Here is an 18,836-nt window from a genome sequence, read left to right on the forward strand (position 1 = left end):
ACACATGACTGAACAGACAAGACCGGCGCCAGCCGAAATCCGTGCGTTTCGCGCCGAAAATCCGAAGATGCGCGAGCGCGATATCGCCGCCCAGCTGAAGATTTCCGAGGCAGCCCTCGTCGCCGCCGAAACCGGCATCAGCGTCACCCGCATCGATGGCAGCGCGCTGAAGCTTCTCGAACGCGTGGCGAGCCTCGGCGAAGTGATGGCGCTGTCGCGCAACGAAAGTGCCGTGCACGAAAAGATCGGCATCTTCGAAAACATCAAAAGCGGCGTGCAGGCCGCAATCGTTCTCGGCGAGAATATCGACCTGCGCATCTTCCCGAGCCGATGGGAACATGGCTTCGCCGTATCCAAGAAGGATGGCGACCAGCTGCGCCTCAGCCTGCAATATTTCGACAAGGCGGGCAACGCCGTGCACAAGGTGCACCTGCGCCCGAATTCCAATGTCGAGGCCTATCACGCGCTGGTCGCCGAGTTGAAGCTGGAAGACCAGTCGCAGGACTTCGTCGAGGCCGAGACCGCAGATACCGTCGATGAAACCGCCGACGTCAGCCGCGACGAGCTGCGCGACAACTGGAGCAGGCTCACCGACACGCATGAGTTCTTCGGCATGCTCAAGCGCCTGAAGATCGGCCGCCAGGCGGCCGTGCGCAGCGTCGGCGACGACTATGCCTGGAAGCTCGACAGCAGCGCCACGGCGGAGATGATGCATGCCTCGGTGAAATCCGGCCTGCCGATCATGTGCTTCGTCGCCAATGACGGCATCGTCCAGATCCATTCCGGTCCGATCTTCAACGTCCAGGCGATGGGCCCATGGATCAATATCATGGACCCGACCTTCCATCTGCATCTGCGCCAGGATCATATCGCCGAGACCTGGGCGGTGCGCAAGCCGACTAAAGACGGCCACGTCACCTCGCTGGAGGCTTACAATGCGCAAGGCGAGATGATCATCCAGTTCTTCGGCAAGCGGAAGGAAGGGTCCGACGAACGCGTGGAGTGGCGCGAGATCATGGAAAACCTGCCGCGGGCAGCCAGTGTCGCCGCATAAGGATGGCAACGATGACGATGCGTAACAATCTGCGCCGGATTCGCCCCTGGCAACTGGCACTCACGGCGGCCGTCATGGCACTGCCGCTGATCCCGTCGGCACCGGCGCTCAAGGGCCTCACCTTCGTGCGCGCCGCCCACGCCGAGGACAAGAAGCTCGACACCTCGCGCCTGGTTTCGGTCGGCGGCGACATCACTGAGATCGTCTATGCGCTTGGCGAGGAAAGCCGGCTGATCGCCCGCGACACGACGAGCATCTATCCTGAGGCGGCGCTGAAGCTGCCCAACGTCGGTTACATGCGGGCGCTTTCGCCGGAAGGCATCCTTGCCATGAACCCGACGGCGATCATCGCCGTCGAGGGGTCGGGCCCGAAGGAGGCGCTGGCTGTGCTCAAGAATGCCAGCGTGCCCTTCGAGACCGTGCCGAGCCCCTTTACCCGCGATGGCATCATCGCCAAGATCGATCGCGTCGGCGCGCTGCTTAACGTGCCCGAAAAGGCGAGGACGCTTGAAGAAAAGGTGGCCGCCGATCTCGATGCGGCGATTGCCGACGCCGAAAAGCGCCCGGAGGCCGAGCGCAAGCGCGTTCTCTTCATCCTCAGCGCCCAGAACGGCCGGATCATGGCATCGGGCACCGGCACGGCGGCCGATGGCATCGTCAAGCTCGCCGGCGCCATCAACGCCGTCGGCGTATTCCCGGGTTACAAGCCGCTGACCGACGAAGCGATCATCGAAGCCAAGCCGGACGTCATCCTGATGATGAACCGCGGCGATGGCGCCGGCACCAAGAACGAGGACCTGCTGGCCCAGCCGGCGATCGCGCTGACGCCGGCTGGCGAGAAGAAGGCGATCATCCGCATGGACGGCATCTACCTGCTCGGCTTCGGCCCGCGCACCGCAGCCGCAGCGCGTGAGCTCAACGCGGCGATCTACGGGGGCTGATCATGGCCCTGCCGCAAGCCATGATGGACCGAAGGCGAACATTCCCGATGGTGGAGATCAGCGCAAACCGGCAGGCGGGCGACAGAACGCGGCTCGCCTTGCTGGTCATCGCGCTGCTCGTCGTCGGCTCGGTCTTCTCGATGCTGTTTTCGGTAACGACGGGCGCCTCGGATGCCTCGATCCTCGACGTGGTCGGCAACATGGCCGGCTCCGAGACGGCGCTGAGCACGCGCGACCGGATCATCATCTTCGACATCCGCCTGCCGAGAGCGATCCTCGGCTTCCTGATCGGCGCTTCGCTGGCCGTTTCCGGCACGGTGATGCAGGGACTGTTCCGCAATCCGCTGGCCGATCCCGGCCTTGTCGGCGTCTCCTCCGGTGCAAGTCTCGGTGCGGTTATCATGATCGTGCTCGGCGGCAGCCTTGCAGCGCCGCTTCAGGCGCTTCTCGGCATCTATGCCCTGCCGGCGGCCGCCTTTGGCGGCGGTCTCGTCACGACGCTGCTGCTCTACAGGATCGCCACCCGTCACGGCCAAACCTCGGTAGCGACGATGCTGCTGGCCGGCATCGCGCTCGGCGCCCTCACGCTCGCTTTGACCGGCCTGCTGATCTACATGGCCAACGACCAGCAGCTGCGCGACCTGACATTCTGGAGCATGGGCTCGCTGGCCGGCGCCACATGGACGAAGATCGCCGCCGCCGCCCCGATCATTCTGCTGTCCTTGACCGCCCTGCCCTTCATGGCCCGCGGCCTCAATGCCATCACCCTCGGCGAGGCCGCCGCCTTTCATATGGGCGTGCCGGTGCAGCGGCTGAAGAATGTCGCTGTCGTCGGCGTCGCCGCGGCGACCGGTGCGTCCGTCGCCGCCAGCGGCGGCATCGGTTTCGTCGGCATCGTCGTGCCGCATATCCTGCGTATGGCGATCGGTCCGGACCATCGTTTCCTGCTGCCGGCCGCAGCTCTTCTCGGCGGCTCGCTGCTGATTTTCGCCGATGTCCTGGCGCGCACCCTGGTCGCCCCGGCCGAGCTGCCGATCGGCATCATCACCGCGGCGGTCGGCGGGCCGTTCTTCCTGTGGATTCTGCTGAGGCAGCGTTCGCGCCTTGCCCTGTGAGTGCTGTCGTGAGTGACGAGATGATCGAAGTGTCCGGCCTCTCCGTGCGCCTTTCCGGCAAATCAATCATCAGCGATGTCGCCTTCACGGCAAAGGCCGGCGAGCTGACGGCGATTGCCGGGCCGAACGGCTCCGGCAAGACGACGACGATGAAAGCCATCTCCGGCGAGCTTGCCTATGGTGGCTCAGTGCGCATCGGCGGCGACGAGGTGAAAGAGCTGAAACCCTGGCAGCTTGCCGCCATTCGCGGCGTGCTGCCGCAGGCAAGCACCATCTCCTTTCCCTTCACCGTGCGCGAGATCGTCCGCATGGGCCTGACATCGGGCATCAACGTCAATCCCGACAAGGCCGAGCAGACGGCGGCCGCCGCACTTGCATCGGTCGACCTGACCGGCTTCGAAGGCCGCTTCTATCAGGAACTCTCCGGCGGCGAGCAGCAGCGCGTTCAGCTTGCCCGCGTGCTCTGCCAGATCGCCGAGCCTGTCGTCGATGGCAAACCCTGCTGGCTGCTGCTCGACGAGCCGGTCTCAAGCCTCGACATCAGCCACCAGCTGACGATCATGACGCTTGCCCGCAATTTCTGCGAACGCGGCGGCGGAGTCATCGCCGTCATGCATGATCTCAACCTGACGGCGCTCTTTGCCGACCGCATCGTGCTGATGAAATCCGGCCGCCTCGCCGTTGCCGGCGGCATTCGTGACGTGTTGACCGACGAGACCATGCTGTCGGTCTTCGGCTGCGCGCTGCGGATCAACCAGGTGCCGACCGACGGCACGCCCTTCGTGCTCGCCCACAGCGCCGTTTCCCAGCGCTGACCGCCGGCGCGACGGAACTTTTGACCGCCCAGGGCGTTTTCGGCAGTGATTTGGGTCAATGCCGCGCGATATCTTTCATGCAACGGACGGTGGTGACCCCCAGTGCGAAATAGGCGGGCTTGCGCGCGCCCCAGCCAATGGAGACAGCCATGAGCTATTCTATCTTCCAGTCCGGCCGCAGCCGCCGCAACGGCACCTTCCACAATCTGGAATCCGGCATCGAGGAGCAGGTCGAAGCGCTGCGCGACGAACTCGCGGAACTGACGCGCCTCGTCGGCAAGAATTCGCGTCACCAGAGCGAGAAAATCCGCAGCCAGGCCGGCGCCGGTTATGAGGAACTGCTCAGCCGCAGCGAGGATCTCTTACGCGAATTGCAGCACGGCTATGAGCGCGGCACGACCGAAATGCGCGACACCGTGCGCAAACATCCGCTGGCAACCCTCGGCGCGGCTGCCGCTTTCGGCCTCGCCATCGCCTTCCTCGCCCGCCGCTGAGGAAGCGCGATGCTGTCGATCCTCAGTCTCGTGACGGGCGCAAGCGTGCACCGAACCGTTGCACGCGCCAAGCGCAATAGCATTTTCATCGCGGTCGCCGCGCTTTTTCTCCTCACCGCCTACGCGCTGGCCGTCACCGCCGGCGCTATCTGGCTCGCCGGCATCTACGGCGCGTTCGGCGCCGTTCTCTTCCTCGCCGCCTGCGCGCTGCTGATCGCCATCATCGCACTGGTGGTGATGGCGGTTATCAATGCCCGGGAAAAGCGTCGCGCCCGCGAGCGCCGCGCCGCACTGGAATCGATGGCAGCAGTGGGGATCGGCCTGATCCGCTCTCAACCGCTGCTGACCGCGGGCGTACTGGCGGCCATCGTCGCGGCCAATCTGGTGGGGTCGAAGCGGGAGGATTGATGGCTTGGACAAGGCGCCCCACCCTGACCTTTCACCAAAACCAGGGAGAAGACCACTCAATTGGTATGGGATGGATGCTTTAACGGTTCATCCCATCTCTCCAGCCTTCAGTTCCTGATGTCCGGAGCGGCGCGCGAAGTCCACTCATGCTTCGGCCGTTGAACATCAAGCCGGAGGAGTCTGGGGCAGGCCAGAGCCGGATAGCTGCTCTCCAGACCGATTGCCAGCCCCTCGGGAGAGTTTTATCTCGAGTGGGTATAGGCATGCCACGTTGTCTGCGGTTTAACAGTTAGTGGACAACCGCTCATGAACGCCGTTACTGGCAGCGAGCATCGCAACCTCCTCCTCGTGCGCCAGTGAAAAAATTAGGCAAGGACGGTCGCCCATCCTCCCTCATTCCTGTGCCTGTCACAGGAATCCAGCCACGGCGCGTCCGCGCCGTGAATGAACCGAACCAATGGAAAAGTCTTTCGCGCCCAAGGACTTGGGCACACTGGATTCCTGTGACAGGCACAGGAGTAAGGGTGAAGAGGGGTGCCCTAATGGCGTCGGCCAAGCAGATGCTCGTTCTGCTCGACCAACCGACAACACCAAAAAAGCCAGCGCCCCAACAGGCAACCGGCTTCTCTATCACTTTCTCAGAAAGCAAACGCCTTCGACGTCAGCGGCGCCGAGGTGGCGTCGGGGCCGAAATCGGCTTCGCCTGATATCTGCAGCAATTCCTGCAGCCGCTGGCGGGCGCGGTTGACGCGGCTCTTGATGGTGCCGACGGCACAGCCGCAGATTTCGGCCGCTTCCTCGTAGGAAAAACCCGAGGCGCCGACGAGGATGATCGCCTCGCGCTGATCCGGCGGCAGCTGGTCCAGCGCCTTCTTGAAGTCCTGCAGATCGAGGGCGCCGTATTGCGAGGGGTGCATCGCCATCGATTCCGTGAACAGCCCGTCGCTGTCCTGGATCTCGCGGCCGCTCTTGCGCATCTGGCTATAGAGTTCGTTACGCAGGATCGTGAAGAGCCAGGCCTTCATATTGGTGCCCATCTCGAAATGATCCTGTTTGGCCCAGGCCTTCATGATGGTGTCCTGGACGAGATCATCGGCACGATCATGCCGCCCAATGAGCGAAATTGCGAAGGCGCGGAGACTTGGGAGGGCCGCCAGCAGTTCCCGCTTGAAGCTGGGTTGCGCTTTATCTTCCATGCGCATGATCCTATTCGGCCATCTTGGCAGAGGCCATCATTTCGGCATGGTCAAGCTTTTCGAGAAGGTCGAGAAAACGATCGGGAATCGCCTCCTCCTGCGCGGAGGCATAGAGCGACCGCAGCCTGACGCCGATCTGATTGTTCGGGTCCAGGATATCGCTTGCCCGCAGCTCCAGCTTGCGCTGATCGGCTGCTTCTTTCTTGCGTGTCGTCATCAATTCGTCTTCTCGCCAGTTATCTGTTGGGGCGTGCACGGGGCTGATTGCGATTTCAACCATCGACACCGAGCCTTCGCTTGTCGATGTCGCTGGCATATTTTGCTGGGTGGGTCAAAACGCTACGCCCTTTCTTCGTCGGCTTGATAATGCGGCGCGACAAAAAAAGTTCCTGCCGTTCCGGAACTTTTTTATCAAGGCGACGTTAACCGCTCATTGGAGCCAATGACCGGCCTGCATACGGGAGCACTTAATGACACTTTCCACTCGAATTGCGCCGCACCTTCCTTATCTGCGCCGCTATTCCCGCGCCCTTACCGGCACTCAGACTTCAGGCGACGCGTATGTCGCTGCCGTTCTCGAAGCTATCATCGCCGATCTCACCATTTTCCCGGATACGGCGAATGACCGGGTGGCACTCTACAAACTGTTTACACAATTGTTTGGTTCCACCGCCGTCCAGATTCCAGAGCCGACCTCGCCCTATGCCTGGGAACAGCGCGCCACCCTGAACCTTTCGAAGGTTTCGCCGGGCGCCAGACAAGCCTTCCTGCTCGCCTCCGTAGAGAATTTCCGCGTCGCCGAGATTGGCGAAATCCTGGAACTCGACGAACAGGATGTCATGCGTCTGCTCGACATGGCGTCGCAGGAGATTTCACGTCAGGTCGCCACCGATATCATGATCATCGAGGACGAACCGCTGATCGCCATGGATATCGAGCAAATGGTCGAAAGCCTCGGCCATCGCGTCACCGGCATTGCCCGCACCCATGCTGAGGCCGTGGCGCTCTACAACAAGACCAAGCCGAGCATGGTGCTGGCCGACATTCAGCTGGCCGACGGCAGCTCCGGCATCGACGCCGTCAACGACATTCTCAAGACCTCGAGCGTGCCGGTGATCTTCATTACCGCCTTCCCGGAAAGGCTTCTGACCGGCGAGCGCCCGGAACCGACTTTCCTTGTTACCAAGCCGTTCAACCCAGACATGGTCAAGGCATTGATCAGCCAAGCTCTTTTCTTCAACGAATCGACCAGAGTGGCTGCCTGAGACGCAATTTTCCGGCCTTCGGAACCAAATCGCCAAAGCAGACGTTCCGGTGCTACCGGGACGCTCCGCTGCTTTAACTGTTTTTGCAGCGCTTTGTTCTAAAGTTGACGGGCGGCGTCCCTATGGGCGCTTCCTTCAGCGACGTTCAAGATGTCACAAGGAAAGGCGGCCGAGTGAATACCACTGAACCATTATCCGGCATGCCTTTTACCTTCGAGGGCAAAGCCGCAATGATGGAACGTGCGCTCGGCAGCGCCGGGATTTCAATCCTCTGCCAGGATGACCGGCTGGCAATCTTCTATGCCGAGAATCTGCCGCCGCATTTCGCAGCACTCTTCACGCCGGGCGAAGGCGATGCCGCCCTGTTCGGCGATGCGCACGGCCGGTATCTGACGGCGCTGAAACACAAGGTGCTGGAAACCGGAATGCCAAATAATGCCGAGGTCGAGATCGACGTCGACGGCGAAATGCGCACCTATGAACTGAAGATCCAGCGCACCGGCAAACGCGGCACCCATGGACTTCTCTCGGTCATGGCGGAAGTCACCGAAAGCCGGCATCGTGAAAAAGTGCTGAAATCGCTGTTGCGCGAACTTTCGCACCGCTCCAAGAACCTTCTCGCCATCATCCAGGGCATCGCCACGCAGACGGCACGCAACACGCTCTCCCTCGACACTTTCCTTCTCAAATTCCGCGGAAGGCTGCAATCCCTGTCCAACTCGCAGGATCTGATCACCGATTCAAGCTGGCGCGGCGCCTATCTCTTCGAATTGGCCGAAAAGCAATTCGCTCCCTACTGGCCGGAAACGGCCGGCTCCATGCCGATCTACGGCATCAACGCCCATCTGACGCCGAACGCCGCCGTCCATCTCGGGCTCGCCCTCCACGAACTCATCGTCAACTCCGCCTCCTATGGCGCGATATCCGGTGGCGCCGCCTCGATCACCTTGAATTGCCGCGACGCCATGATCGGCGAGAAGAAGGCGATCGAAGTCACCTGGGCCGAGGTGCTGCAGAACCAGAGGGAAGTCCACGAATTCAGCGACAACAGCTTCGGCCGCACCGTGCTCGAGCGTGTTGTACCCTCGTCGGTCAACGGCAAGGCGGAGCTCAACCTCGTTCCCGGCCGTATCGAATATCGGCTGACCATTCCGGAAACCGAATTCGAAATCTTCAAGCGCGTGTGAAAACCTGACACCTGGGAAACGGGACGGCCGAACGGAAAAACAGCCGGTGCGAGGGCGGCGCACCGGCTGTCTTCACTCACCGGGAGGGGACCGTGAGTACGTCCGGATAGTGGGTTGGGGGCGCGCATGTTGGGTCGATGCGATCACCATCCGGATATCGCAATAACGACGACCTCAGACATTGGTTCCCTCCACCCACAAAAAAATTCGACTTTTTTGTATCTTTTTTCGGATGTCCTTCTCCCGCCCCACGCACAACCGTTTCGCCGATGTGCACCTGTATAAATTAAGATGATAAAACAGACACTTGCCTCAACGTGCCGAAGGCAAGTCCGTCAAAATTTTACCGTTTGATAAATTTTTAAACCTGAGTTACGCTTTCCCTTACAGGCCGTCTACCAATAATGAGGGAACTTCAATGGAACGACTGGAAACTGGGATTCATGCCGGCCGGCTTTCGCCCGCCGAGTATGAGGCTAATTTTTCCGATCTTCATCCGCGCCTCGACAATCACGAGGCGCTGGTCGCCGCCGACCGCTGTTATTTCTGTTATGACGCGCCGTGCATGACGGCCTGTCCCACCTCGATCGACATTCCGCTGTTCATCCGCCAGATTTCGACCGGCAATCCGATCGGCTCGGCCAAGACGATCTTCGACCAGAACATCCTCGGCGGCATGTGCGCCCGCGTCTGTCCCACCGAAGAGCTCTGCGAACAGGCCTGCGTGCGCAACACTGCCGAAGAACGCCCTGTCGAGATCGGCCGCCTGCAGCGTTATGCAACCGATACCGCCATGCAGGCCGGCAGGCAGTTCTACGCCAGGGCCGAAGCATCAGGCAAGACGATCGCCGTCGTCGGCGCGGGCCCGGCCGGCCTTGCCGCCGCCCATCGACTGGCCGTGAAGGGCCATTCCGTCGTCATCTATGATGCCAGGGAAAAATCCGGCGGCCTCAACGAATACGGCATCGCCACCTATAAGACGGTCGACGATTTCGCCCAGGCGGAAGTCGACTATGTGCTTTCGATCGGCGGCATCGAGGTTCGCCACGGCACTCTTCTCGGCCGCGATTTTTCGCTTGCCGATCTGCAGGCGCAATATGACGCCGTCTTCATCGGCATCGGCCTTGCCGGCGTCAATGCGCTGCGCATCGACGGCGAGAATCTCGCCGGCGTCGACGACGCCGTCGATTTCATCGCCGCACTGCGCCAGGCCGAAGACAAGAGCCAGATCGCCATCGGCCGCCGTGTCGTCGTCCTCGGCGGCGGCATGACGGCGATCGACGCTGCCGTCCAGGCGAAGCTGCTCGGCGCCGAGGAGGTGACGATCTGTTACCGCCGCGGCAAGGAGCACATGAACGCCTCGGAATATGAGCAGGATCTGGCAAGCTCCAAGGGTGTTATCATCCGCCACTGGCTGGCGCCGAAATCGATCCTGTCGCAGGACGGCAAGGTCGCCGCCATCGAGGTGGAATACACGCGGATCCTCGAAGGCCGCCTGATCGGCACCGGCGAAACCGGCGTAATCGCCGCCGACCAGATCTTCAAGGCGATCGGCCAGAGCTTTGACGCCTCGGGCCTCGGTTCGTTGCGCATGGAATCCGGCCGTATCGCTGTCGATGCCGACGGTCACACCTCGCTCGACGGCGTCTGGGCCGGGGGCGACTGCGTCTTCGGCGGCGACGATCTCACGGTTTCCGCCGTCGCTCACGGCCGCGACGCGGCTGAATCCATCCATCGCACCCTCACCGCAGCCGCCGCTCCGGCTGTCGCGGTTGCTTGAAGGGGAGAATGAAACATGGCTGATCTCCGCAATAATTTCGTCGGCATCAAGTCCCCGAACCCGTTCTGGCTGGCCTCTGCGCCGCCGACCGACAAGGCTTATAACGTCGAGCGCGCCTTCAAGGCCGGCTGGGGCGGCGTAGTCTGGAAGACGCTCGGCGAGGAAGGCCCGCCTGTCGTCAACGTCAACGGTCCGCGCTACGGCGCGATCTTTGGCGCCGACCGCCGCCTGCTCGGCCTCAACAATATCGAGCTCATCACCGACCGCGACCTCTATACCAACCTGCGTGAAATGAAGCAGGTGAAGATGAACTGGCCGGACCGGGCGCTGATCGCCTCGATCATGGTGCCCTGCGAGGAGCAGGCCTGGAAGTCGATCCTGCCGCTCGTCGAAGAGACCGGCGCCGACGGCGTCGAACTCAATTTCGGCTGTCCGCACGGCATGTCGGAGCGCGGCATGGGCTCCGCCGTCGGCCAGGTGCCGGAATATATCGAAATGGTCGTGCGCTGGTGCAAGCAGTACACCCGCATGCCCATCATCACCAAGCTGACGCCGAATATTACCGATGTCCGCCGCCCCGCCCGCGCCGCCAAGGCCGGCGGCACCGATGCCGTCTCGCTGATCAACACGATCAATTCGATCGTCTCGGTCGATCTCGACAACTTCGCCCCCAATCCGACGGTGGGCGGCAAGGGCAGCCATGGCGGTTATTGCGGCCCGGCGGTCAAGCCGATCGCCCTCAACATGGTGGCCGAGATCGCCCGCGATCCCGAAACCTACGGCCTGCCGATCTCCGGCATCGGCGGCATCACCACCTGGCGGGACGCCGCCGAATTCCTCGTTCTCGGCGCCGGCAACGTCCAGGTCTGCACAGCGGCGATGACCTACGGCTTCAAGATCGTGCAGGAAATGATTTCTGGCCTTTCTGACTGGATGGACGAAAAAGGCCATCGCAGCCTCGACGATATCACCGGCCGCGCCGTGCCCAACGTCACCGACTGGCAGTATCTGAACCTCAACTACATCGCCAAGGCGAAGATCGACCAGGACGCCTGCATCAAATGCGGCCGCTGCCACATCGCCTGCGAGGACACCTCGCATCAGGCGATCACCAACGTCGTCAACGGCCTGCGCCATTTCGAGGTGATCGAGGAAGAATGCGTCGGCTGCAATCTTTGCGTCAACGTCTGCCCGGTCGAGAACTGCATCACCATGGAGCCGCTTGCCGCCGGCACGCTCGACAAGCGCACCGGCCGCACCGTCGACCCGAACTACGCCAACTGGACGACGCACCCGAACAACCCGATGGCCCGCCAGGCGGCGGAGTGATCGGCTTGCCACGCCGCGGAGAAGATCGCTCCGCGGCGTTGCGCTGAGCCGGCAATGGAGTTAGGGGGTTCATGCTGCACGATCGCAGCGTGTAACCGCAGAGGAGGCAGCCATGGCTCGCAAACACCTCACCGACTTCAGCTTTTGAGGTCACGTCGAAACGACGCAAATCCTTCCCGTCCGAAGCCCGGGTCAAGACCGGCTCGCAGATCGTTCATGGCGACGTCGAGCTGATCGAAAAACTCGGCCGCAACGATCCCTGCCCCTGCGGTTCCAGGAGGCGGTTTCAAAAACTGCTGCCTGCAATCCGGCCGCTATGACGGCATCGAACGGGATCACTATTTTTAGAGACCGCGATTGAACGTGACGGCGCCCTCCATCGAAGGGCGTCGTTTATTGTCGCGGTCAGGTCGGCGAAGTGAGACAGAAATGCAAGCGTGAGGTGGGTCAAAGACCGAACGACCGCCTGTAAGCGCTCGGGCTCGTCCCGAGCCGCTTGCGAAAATGATGCCGCATCGTCGCCAGCGTGCCGAAGCCGCTTGATACCGCGATGTCGTCGAGCGACACCGCAAGCTCTTTCTCGAGAAGATCGCGGGCATGGCGCAGCCGCTCCTTCAGCAGCCATTCGCCAACGCTGAGACCCGTCGTCGCCTCGAACCGGCGCTGGAAGGTGCGCATGCTCATGCCCGCTCTTTTCGCAAGCAGGCTGATCGGCTGCTGCTCGGAAAGGCTTGCCCGCATCCATTCGATCAGCGGGCCCAGGCGGATACCTTCGCGCGCCTCGGGGACCGGCGCGTGGATGAACTGCGCCTGTCCGCCTTCACGGTGCGGCGGCACGACGAGGCGGCGGGCGACGCTGTTTGCCGCTTCCGCGCCGAAATCGCCGCGCACCACATGCAGGCAGAGATCGATGCCGGCGGCACTCCCCGCAGCCGTCAGCAGGCTGCCCTCGTCGATGTAGAGAACGCCGGCATCGAGCGCAATGTCGGGATACCGTGCGGTGATCGAAGCGACGTAACGCCAATGCGTCGTCGCCCTGCGGTTGGCAAGCAGTCCCGATCCGGCCAGAACCGCCACGCCGGAGCAGAGCGACATGATGCGCGCGCCGCGCTGATGCGCTGCCTTGAGCGCTACGGCAAGCGGCTCCGGCACCGGCGCATCGATCGCCCGCCAGCCGGGCACGACGATTAGCTCCGCCTCGTCGAGCACCTCCAGCCCCTTGTCGACCGCGACCGTCAGCCCTCCCGCGGCGCGGAGCGGACCCGGTTCGATGCCGCAGACCGAGAAGCGATACCAGCCTTCGCCCATCTCCGGACGCGGCAGGCCGAAGACCTCGTAGGCAATGCCGAATTCGAAGGTGCAGAGCCCGTCATAGGCAAGGGCTGCGACCAATGGTCCTTTCGTCTGCTGCAACAATGCGTTTGGCATGATCTTTACGCTATCGGTCATGATGGCCAATTTCGCAGAGCTTTAACATCGGTGATACCGGACGGCAATTCAAACATGGAAAGGAAGACCGATGCCAAGCCCCGTCTCCGAAATCCCGGCCGCCGAGCCAGATATCGCCGCCGCCCATTTTGCCGCCAAGCTCGCTTTCGAAACCGACTGCTCCGATGTCCACGCCGCCTTTGCCGGCGCCAAGGCCGATTTCATTCTCCTCGACGTGCGCTCGCCGGCGCTGTTTGCGCAGTCCCACTTGCCGGGCGCGATCAACCTTCCACACGGCAAGATGACCGCGCACCGCATGTCGGAATGGGCGAAGGACACCCTCTTCGTCGTCTATTGCGCCGGTCCTCACTGCAACGGTGCCGATAAGGCCGCCTTCCGCCTGGCCAAACTCGGCCTCAGGGCCAAGCTGATGATCGGCGGCATGACCGGCTGGGCCGACGAGGGATTCGCCTTCGAAAGTGAAGCCATTGCCGCCGAATAGGAGAACGCTCTCCTCTGAGGGAGGGGAGCGTATGTCTCAGAACTCGATGACGACCTTGCCGAACGGGCCGCGATAGAGATGATCGAACGCCTGCGGTAGCTTCTCGAAAGAGTAACGCCTGTCGATCACGGGCTTCAGCCCGATCTGATCGACAGCCCGCACCAGATCCTCCAGCGCTCGGCGATGACCGACGGTAATTCCCTGCACGACGGGCGCCTTGAGAAGCAATGGCGCCACCGGCGCCGACACTTCGAAGCCTTCGAACACACCGATCACCGAAATGCGGCCGTTGACCGCCACAGCCTTCAGTGCCTGGCCGAGATGCGGCCCGCCGACGATTTCGAGCACATGATCGGCGCCATAATCGCCGGTCAGTTGATGGAGCTGCTCCACCCAGTCGCCCGCGTACCGGTTGATCAGATGATCGGCGCCGAGGGCCGATGCACGTTCGAGCTTTTCGCTGCTGCCTGATGTGATGAAGACTTTGGCGCCATGCGCCTTGGCAAACTGCAGACCGAAGAGCGCAACACCGCCGGTTCCCTGCACCAGCACCTTGTCGCCAGCCTTGAGCTTGCCGCATTCGATGAGCGCAAACCAAGCCGTCAGTCCAGCGCACGGCAATGTGCTTGCTTCAGCCGCATCGAGCGTTTTGGGTGCAAGCGAAAACCATTCCTCGGAAAGCACCGTGTGCTCGGAAAGTACACCTGAATAGAAGCCACCGCGCGTCTGATAATGTGGATTGCGGGCAGTTCCAGGCCCGCGTCCGTCGATCCAGTCCGGGGAAAAGGTGGAGATCACCCGATCGCCGGGTTTGAAGCGCGTGACATCAGGCCCAACGGCATCGACCACGCCTGCCATGTCCGAGGCCGGCACGAAGGGGAATTGCAATGGCAGGCCCATGCCGCTCTCAAGCACCAGCCTGTCACGGAAATTGAGGGAGACGGCCTGCGTGCGCACCCGGATCATCGCGCCTGACACCTCGGGAATTCTTACCTCGCCGATCTTCAGATTGGCCTGCGGGCCGATGGCATCGGTCTGCCATTGTCTTGTCGTCTGCATCTTTCTGCTCCTTCTCGATGGCGGAGCAGGAGATATATCGTTGAATATTCCTCTCTAGTTGCGATAATAAATCGTCATAATGGTGCCACTTGGGAAACAAAGATGGAGCAGTTGAAGGGAATTTCGATCTTTGTCGAGACTGTCGAGGCTGGCGGTTTCTCGGCCGCCGCCGAGCGGCTCCATCTCACCCGCTCGGCGGTCAGCAAGACGATTGCGAGGCTCGAAGAGCGGCTCGGCGTCCGGCTCTTTAACCGCACGACTCGCGCCCAGAACCTGACCGACGAAGGTCGATTTTTCTACGAGCGCTGCCTGAGAGCCGTCGAGGAAATCCGCATCGGCGAGGCCCAGCTTGAATCGGGCAAGCGCGAAGTCCGCGGCCGGCTGCGCGTATCGATGCCGACGCTGTTTGGCCGCCATTGCGCCGCCCCCATCCTGGCCCGCCTGCTCGACGACCATCCGGATCTCGAACTCGACCTCTCCTTCAGCGATCGCGTCATCGATCTTCTGGAAGACGGTTTCGACCTTGCCGTTCGCAACGGCCCGCTGAAAGACAATCCCGACCTGATGGCGCGGGCGATCGCCCGACAGCCCATGACCGTCTGCGCTTCGCCCGCTTATCTGGAGAAATATGGGGTGCCGCAAACATTGGACGATATTGCCCATCACCACGGCATCGTCTATCGCCGGGGAGACAACGACAAAGCTTGGACCTTTCCAGCTGTCGCGGGCTCCGCACGCGAAATTCTGCCGAAATCGCGACTGCGCCTCGACGATCTCGCCTCGATAGCCGACGCCGCTGTCGCAGGCCGAGGACTTGCCTGGCTGACCTGCTGGCTGGTGCGCGACAGGGTCTTGTCGGGCAAACTCGTGCGGGTTCTGACCGACAGACCGCCAAGCATCTTCGATGCCTATGCCGTCTGGCCGAGATCGCCCGTCATGCTGCCGAAGGTGCGCCTTGCCATCGATATGCTGGCGACCGATCTACCGCGCCTGATGGGCTGACCTTGCTCTCTAGCGGTGCAGGCGACCAACGAGTTGCGGAGAAGGGGGAAGCCCATGTTTTTCTATGGGTTTGTCTGGAAATACAGGGATGCTGCAATATATCGCCAATTTGCCATCCCGCATGAACGGCATCCTATGCCATATTCCTTAGAACACGGTCCGCATGTCACTTCGCAGCGTGCTTCGCGCACAAACAGCAGATTGCCACGCCGAGGTCGACAAGCTTTTCGGCACGTTCGACCTCTCCCATAGACAGCAATACAGCACATTCCTGCGCGCCCATGCCCGGATTGTGCCGGCGACCGAAGACGCCCTTGAGGATGCGGGAATCATCCGCCTGCTGCCCGACTGGCCGGAACGACGGCGCACGCAGCTGCTGTTGGCCGATATCCGGAAGCTCGGCGATCCAATACCCCCGCTGCTTCCGCCGCCGGCATTGCATGGCGAGGCAGCGCTTTGGGGCGCCGTCTACGTGCTCGAAGGCTCCAAGCTCGGGGGCGCCCTGCTTGCCAAATCCGTACCCGATCACCTGCCCGGCAGCTACCTCACACCGCAGGGTCCGAAGGGCGCCACGAGGATGTTTATGGATCGTCTCGATGCGAGCGGTATAGACGATCCCGCCGCCGCCATTTCCGCAGCCCGCGATGTTTTCGGCCTGTTTTTAAAAGCCGGGCAACTCGAACTGGAAGCCGTCCCATGAGCGGCACCTTTGAACCCGTCGATCTGACCAATTGCGACCGCGAGCCGATCCATCAGCTCGGATCGGTTCAACCCTTCGGCTTTCTGCTGGCGATATCCTCGGACTGGATTGTCACACGCGCCTCGGCAAATCTGGCGGAGTTCCTCGCAATTACCCAGGCCGACGCGCTCGGTCGCCCTGTCACCTCGCTGATCACACCAGAGTCGCTCCACACAATCCGCAACAAGCTGACCACGCTGCGCGGTTCCGACGTTGTCGAGCGCATTTTCGGCATTGCCCTGACATCAGCTCAGGACAGGTTCGATCTTGCCGTGCATATGAGTGACAGCGGGGTCATCATCGAAGGCGAGCGCTGTCAGGAAGACAGGCACGACGTCCCCTCCCTTTCCATGCGCAGCATGATGTCCCGTCTCGACCACACGGAAACGATGGAGGCCTTCTTTCGCGACGGGGCAAGACAGGCGCGCGCCCTGACCGGCTTCGATCGGGTCATGGTCTATCGCTTCGACGACAGCGGCTCCGGCGAAGTGGTGGCCGAAGCGGCCCGGGCCGGCATCGGCTCGTTCCTCGGACTGCACTATCCGGCATCCGACATTCCGGTGCAGGCGCGGGCGCTCTATCTGCGCAACCTGTTCCGCATCATTGCCGATGTCGACGCCGCTCCGGTCCCGATCCTCCCGCAACTCAACGAGAACGGACAGCCGCTCGATCTCTCTATGTCGGTGTTGCGTTCGGTCTCGCCGATCCACATCGAATATTTGAAGAACATGGGCGTCGGCGCCTCGCTCTCCATATCGATCGTCGTCGACGGCAAGCTCTGGGGCCTGTTTGCCTGCCATCATTACGGTCCGCGCCTGCCCTCGGCGCAAAGCCGCTCCACCGCCGAACTGTTCGGCCAGATGTTTGCGTCGCGCCTTGAAAGCCGCGAACGGCGGCTGGCGCTTGACTATGAGACCAAGGCGCGCCGCATCGCCGACCGGCTTCTCACCTCCGTCGCCGACAATGCCAGCCTGCTCGACGATCCGGCCTGGCTGATCGAAGCGCTCGCCGACGCCATTCCTGCCGACGGCATCGGCGTCTGGATCAACGGCCGGCTGGCGCTTGCCGGCATCGGGCCGGATGAGAGAAGCTTCGCAGCCCTTGTCCGCCATCTCAACCGCAATGCCGCCGGCCGCATCTACGCCGTCGACAGGCTTGCCGAGACCTATCCGGATCTCGAACTCGACGAAGCGGTGGCGGGCATGCTCGCCATCCCGATCTCGCGCTCGCCGCGCGACTATGTCGTGCTTTTCCGCCAGGAGCTGGTGCGCACCGTCCGCTGGGGCGGCGACCCGCACAAGCCGGTTGAATACGGCCCCAATGGCCCGCGGCTAACGCCGCGCTCGAAGCCTGGTCGGAACTGGTGCGCGGCCGCTCCCTGCCCTTCACGGAGGCCGAGCGCCGTGTCGCCGAAACGATCCGTATCACGCTGATCGAAGTGGTATTGCGCCTCACCGACGAGGCCAGCATGGCGCGCCAGGCCGCAAACGAGCGCCAGGAACTGCTGATCGCCGAACTGAACCATCGAGTCCGCAACATACTGAGCCTGATTACCGGCATCATTCGGCAATCGCAGGCGACGTCGGTCAGCGTTGGCGACTACATCCGTCAGATCGAGGGCCGCGTTCAGTCGCTCGCCCGCGCGCATGACCAGATCACCCGCGATCATTGGGCGCCGGCGTCGCTGCGGCAATTGCTGATAGCCGAGACGGCCGCCTATCTCGGCAAAAATGCCCAGCGTATTCAGATCGGCGGAGCAGACGTGCTGCTGGAGCCGCAGGCCTTCTCCACCGCAGCCCTTGTTTTCCATGAGCTGATGACCAACAGCGCCAAATATGGCAGCCTTTCCGGCACCGGCAGCGGCACCGTCCAACTCGGTTGGCACCGCGATGACGAAGGCAATCTGCACATCGACTGGCGCGAAAAGGATGGTCCGCCGGTCGTCGAGCCCAAACGCCACGGCTTCGGTTCGACGATCATCCGCCGCTCGATTCCCTATGATCTCGGCGGCAAGGCCGACGTTCGCTACAACAGAGATGGGGTCGAAGCAGATTTCTCCATTCCGGCCCGATATGTTGTCACAGCGACGAGCGAACGGTCAGATCCGGGTCCGGGTGGCACGGCCGATAATACGCCGATTGCCGGCGATCACCGGCCGCTCTCCGGCCTGACGGTGCTGCTGGTGGAAAACAACCTGATCATCGCGATGGACGGGGAGGACATCCTGCGCCGCCTCGGCGCCGACGTGGCAACGGCGCCCAGTGTCGCCGAGGCGATGGAGATCCTGGCCGGCCAGTCCTTCGATCTGGCGCTTCTCGACGTCAATCTCGGCGATGAGACGAGTTTCGGAATTGCCGACCGGCTGGCAGCCGAAGGCGTGCCCTTCGCTTTTGCCACAGGCTATGGGGAAGGCATTGCCCAGGCAAACAGCCACTCGGACGCGCCCGTGCTGCAGAAGCCCTATACGATGGACGGTGTGACGGACACCCTCGCTCGCCTGCCCGTTTTGAACAAGCAATAAA

General features: G+C 62.3%; 18 protein-coding genes and 1 pseudogene. 15 read left to right on the top strand and 4 right to left on the bottom strand.

Features of this window, described 5'->3' with window-relative positions:
* Window positions 1–4 precede the first annotated feature (4 nt).
* The 6 genes from CO657_RS15465 (at window position 5) to CO657_RS15490 (ending at window position 4,827) form a co-directional block, all read left to right on the top strand.
* Entirely contained in the window at window positions 5–1,054 is a 1,050-nt protein-coding gene (locus tag CO657_RS15465) for a hemin-degrading factor (RefSeq protein WP_054182875.1), read from the top strand.
* An 11-nt stretch (window positions 1,055–1,065) separates the two neighbouring features.
* Window positions 1,066–1,995, top strand: a complete 930-nt coding sequence (locus CO657_RS15470; RefSeq protein WP_054182968.1) for a heme/hemin ABC transporter substrate-binding protein — start codon at window positions 1,066–1,068, stop codon at window positions 1,993–1,995.
* A gap of 2 nt (window positions 1,996–1,997) precedes the next feature.
* Entirely contained in the window at window positions 1,998–3,110 is a 1,113-nt protein-coding gene (locus CO657_RS15475; protein WP_054182876.1) for a FecCD family ABC transporter permease, read from the top strand.
* 20 nt (window positions 3,111–3,130) lie between these two features.
* Window positions 3,131–3,925, top strand: a complete 795-nt coding sequence (locus CO657_RS15480; RefSeq protein ID WP_054182877.1) for a heme ABC transporter ATP-binding protein — start codon at window positions 3,131–3,133, stop codon at window positions 3,923–3,925.
* A 149-nt stretch (window positions 3,926–4,074) separates the two neighbouring features.
* Window positions 4,075–4,419: a DUF883 family protein gene (locus tag CO657_RS15485; protein ID WP_003590628.1), complete on the top strand. Its 345-nt coding sequence runs from the start codon at window positions 4,075–4,077 to the stop codon at window positions 4,417–4,419.
* Window positions 4,420–4,428: 9 nt separating this feature from the next.
* Complete coding sequence (locus tag CO657_RS15490; protein ID WP_003590626.1) at window positions 4,429–4,827, top strand: hypothetical protein; 399 nt, start codon at window positions 4,429–4,431, stop codon at window positions 4,825–4,827.
* A gap of 638 nt (window positions 4,828–5,465) precedes the next feature.
* On the opposite strand, the gene CO657_RS15500 is transcribed toward CO657_RS15490, so the two are convergent.
* On the bottom strand, window positions 5,466–6,023 hold the full coding sequence (locus CO657_RS15500; protein WP_003565924.1) for an RNA polymerase sigma factor: 558 nt from the start codon (window positions 6,021–6,023) through the stop codon (window positions 5,466–5,468).
* Window positions 6,024–6,033: 10 nt separating this feature from the next.
* Window positions 6,034–6,240, bottom strand: coding sequence for a NepR family anti-sigma factor (locus CO657_RS15505; protein WP_007630755.1), 207 nt, complete (start codon window positions 6,238–6,240; stop codon window positions 6,034–6,036).
* Window positions 6,241–6,493: 253 nt separating this feature from the next.
* Here CO657_RS15505 and CO657_RS15510 point away from each other — a divergent pair, with 253 nt between their 5' ends.
* From CO657_RS15510 to CO657_RS37305, 5 genes are all read left to right on the top strand, one after another.
* Window positions 6,494–7,288: a response regulator gene (locus CO657_RS15510; protein ID WP_003581798.1), complete on the top strand. Its 795-nt coding sequence runs from the start codon at window positions 6,494–6,496 to the stop codon at window positions 7,286–7,288.
* Between the two features lie 200 nt (window positions 7,289–7,488).
* The gene (locus CO657_RS15515) at window positions 7,489–8,475 is read left to right on the top strand and encodes a sensor histidine kinase (protein WP_054182878.1); all 987 of its coding nucleotides are present in this window, start codon (window positions 7,489–7,491) and stop codon (window positions 8,473–8,475) included.
* A 418-nt stretch (window positions 8,476–8,893) separates the two neighbouring features.
* Window positions 8,894–10,255, top strand: coding sequence for an NAD(P)-dependent oxidoreductase (locus CO657_RS15520; RefSeq protein WP_003590618.1), 1,362 nt, complete (start codon window positions 8,894–8,896; stop codon window positions 10,253–10,255).
* A gap of 15 nt (window positions 10,256–10,270) precedes the next feature.
* Window positions 10,271–11,584 carry an NAD-dependent dihydropyrimidine dehydrogenase subunit PreA gene (preA, locus tag CO657_RS15525; protein ID WP_003590617.1) on the top strand — a complete coding sequence of 438 codons (1,314 nt, stop codon included), beginning with the start codon at window positions 10,271–10,273 and terminating at the stop codon, window positions 11,582–11,584.
* A 233-nt stretch (window positions 11,585–11,817) separates the two neighbouring features.
* Window positions 11,818–11,904, top strand: coding sequence for an SEC-C metal-binding domain-containing protein (locus tag CO657_RS37305; protein WP_245292962.1), 87 nt, complete (start codon window positions 11,818–11,820; stop codon window positions 11,902–11,904).
* Window positions 11,905–12,031: 127 nt separating this feature from the next.
* Here CO657_RS37305 and ftrA read toward each other — a convergent pair whose 3' ends face one another.
* Window positions 12,032–13,033, bottom strand: a complete 1,002-nt coding sequence (gene ftrA / locus CO657_RS15535; RefSeq protein ID WP_054182879.1) for a transcriptional regulator FtrA — start codon at window positions 13,031–13,033, stop codon at window positions 12,032–12,034.
* 70 nt (window positions 13,034–13,103) lie between these two features.
* Here ftrA and CO657_RS15540 point away from each other — a divergent pair, with 70 nt between their 5' ends.
* Window positions 13,104–13,514 (top strand): rhodanese-like domain-containing protein, encoded by a 411-nt coding sequence (locus tag CO657_RS15540; RefSeq protein ID WP_054182880.1) that lies wholly within the window; start codon window positions 13,104–13,106, stop codon window positions 13,512–13,514.
* 36 nt (window positions 13,515–13,550) lie between these two features.
* On the opposite strand, the gene CO657_RS15545 is transcribed toward CO657_RS15540, so the two are convergent.
* The gene (locus CO657_RS15545) at window positions 13,551–14,573 is read right to left on the bottom strand and encodes a zinc-dependent alcohol dehydrogenase family protein (protein WP_054182881.1); all 1,023 of its coding nucleotides are present in this window, start codon (window positions 14,571–14,573) and stop codon (window positions 13,551–13,553) included.
* A gap of 102 nt (window positions 14,574–14,675) precedes the next feature.
* Here CO657_RS15545 and CO657_RS15550 point away from each other — a divergent pair, with 102 nt between their 5' ends.
* The 3 genes and pseudogenes from CO657_RS15550 to CO657_RS15560 all read left to right on the top strand — a co-directional run bounded on the left by CO657_RS15550 (window position 14,676) and on the right by CO657_RS15560 (window position 18,835).
* A complete protein-coding gene (locus CO657_RS15550; RefSeq protein ID WP_054182882.1) occupies window positions 14,676–15,575 on the top strand; it encodes a LysR family transcriptional regulator in 900 nt (299 codons plus the stop codon).
* Window positions 15,576–15,738: 163 nt separating this feature from the next.
* On the top strand, window positions 15,739–16,275 hold the full coding sequence (locus tag CO657_RS15555) for a biliverdin-producing heme oxygenase (RefSeq protein ID WP_054182883.1): 537 nt from the start codon (window positions 15,739–15,741) through the stop codon (window positions 16,273–16,275).
* Window positions 16,272–18,835, top strand: a pseudogene (locus CO657_RS15560) (HWE histidine kinase domain-containing protein). Before CO657_RS15555 ends, CO657_RS15560 begins: the two are co-directional and overlap by 4 nt.
* The last annotated feature ends 1 nt before the right edge of the window (window position 18,836 follow it).

Source organism: Rhizobium acidisoli (assembly GCF_002531755.2).
GTDB lineage: Bacteria > Pseudomonadota > Alphaproteobacteria > Rhizobiales > Rhizobiaceae > Rhizobium > Rhizobium acidisoli.